Raw genomic sequence first — 1,422 nt, 5'->3', positions numbered from 1 at the left:
AGCGGCGGCGCCGTGGCCTTCACCCTGACCGTGGACAGCGAAGGCAAGGTCACCCTCGACCAGCGCATCGCTATCCAGCACAGCCCGGATGCCGGGCCGGATCAGGCCACCGGCCTTGCGGCAGCGGACCTGGTGAAACTGGTGGCGACCCTCACCGACAAGGACGGTGACTTCAGCAGCGCCAGCCTCAACCTGGGCAGCGCCATCAGCTTCAAGGACGATGCCCCCGGCATTCTCGCGGTCTCCATCCCGGCGGACATCCTCCAGGTGGACGAAACCAACCTGGGCGGCGATGCCACCACGGACTTCAGTGGTGCCTTCATCCGCAATTACGGCGCCGACGGCGCCGGCACCACCACCTACGCCTTGCAGGTCAGCGGCGAGGGGGCCTCCAGCGGGCTGAAGGACATTGCCACCGGCACTGACATCAAGGTCTATCTGGAAGGTGGCGAAGTGGTCGGCCGTGTGGGCGGCCCCTCGGGGGCAATCGCCTTTACCGTCAGCGTCGACGGCACCGGCAAGGTGACCCTCGACCAGAAACTGGCCATCCAGCACAGCCCGGATGCCGGGCCGGATCAGGCCGCCGGCCTGTCGGCGGCGGATCTGGTGAAACTGGTGGCGACGATCACCGACAAGGACGGCGACTCCAGCAGCGCCACCCTCAACCTGGGCAACGCCATCAGTTTCAAGGACGATGCCCCCGGCATTCTCGCGGTCTCCATCCCGGCGGACATCCTCCAGGTGGACGAGACCAACCTGGGCGGCGATGCCACCACGGACTTCAGTGGTGCCTTCATCCGCAATTACGGCGCCGACGGCGCCGGCACCACCACCTACGCCTTGCAGGTCAGCGGCGAGGGGGCCTCCAGCGGGCTGAAGGACATTGCCACCGGCACTGACATCAAGGTCTATCTGGAAGGTGGCGAAGTGGTCGGCCGTGTGGGCGGCCCCTCGGGGGCCATCGCCTTCACCGTCAGCGTCGACGGCACCGGCAAGGTGACCCTCGACCAGCGCATCGCCATTCAGCACAGCCCGGACAGCGGGCCGGATCAGGAGGTGAGCCTGGGCAGTGCCGACCTGGTGAAACTGGTGGCGACCCTCACCGACAAGGACGGTGACAGCAGCAGCGCCAGCCTCAACCTGGGCAACGCCATCAGCTTCAAGGACGACGCGCCGAGCATCAGCGCCGGCCAGGCTGGCGTCGCCAGCCTGGAGGTGGACGAATCCAGCCTCGGCACCGACGCCACCACCGACTTCAGTGGTGCCTTCACTGGCAACTACGGTGCCGACGGTGCGGGCAGCATCGCCTACAGCCTGGCGGTGAGCGCCGAAGGCGCCAGTAGCGGGCTGAAGGACAGCGCCACCGGCACTGACATCAAGCTCTATCTGGAGGGCGGGCAGGTGGTCGGCCGTGTGGGCGGT

Annotated in this window: 1 protein-coding gene; it reads left to right on the top strand. The window is 67.4% G+C overall.

Going from position 1 to position 1,422, the window contains the following annotated elements:
• A partial coding sequence (locus A9G05_RS26180) for a DUF5801 repeats-in-toxin domain-containing protein (RefSeq protein WP_256548493.1) occupies nucleotides 1-1,422 on the top strand: 1,422 nt, incomplete at both ends.

Source organism: Pseudomonas sp. ENNP23 (assembly GCF_001728945.1).
GTDB lineage: Bacteria > Pseudomonadota > Gammaproteobacteria > Pseudomonadales > Pseudomonadaceae > Metapseudomonas > Metapseudomonas otitidis.
Note: the sequence above shows the minus strand (reverse complement) of the source record. Positions and strands in the feature narration are given on the sequence as shown.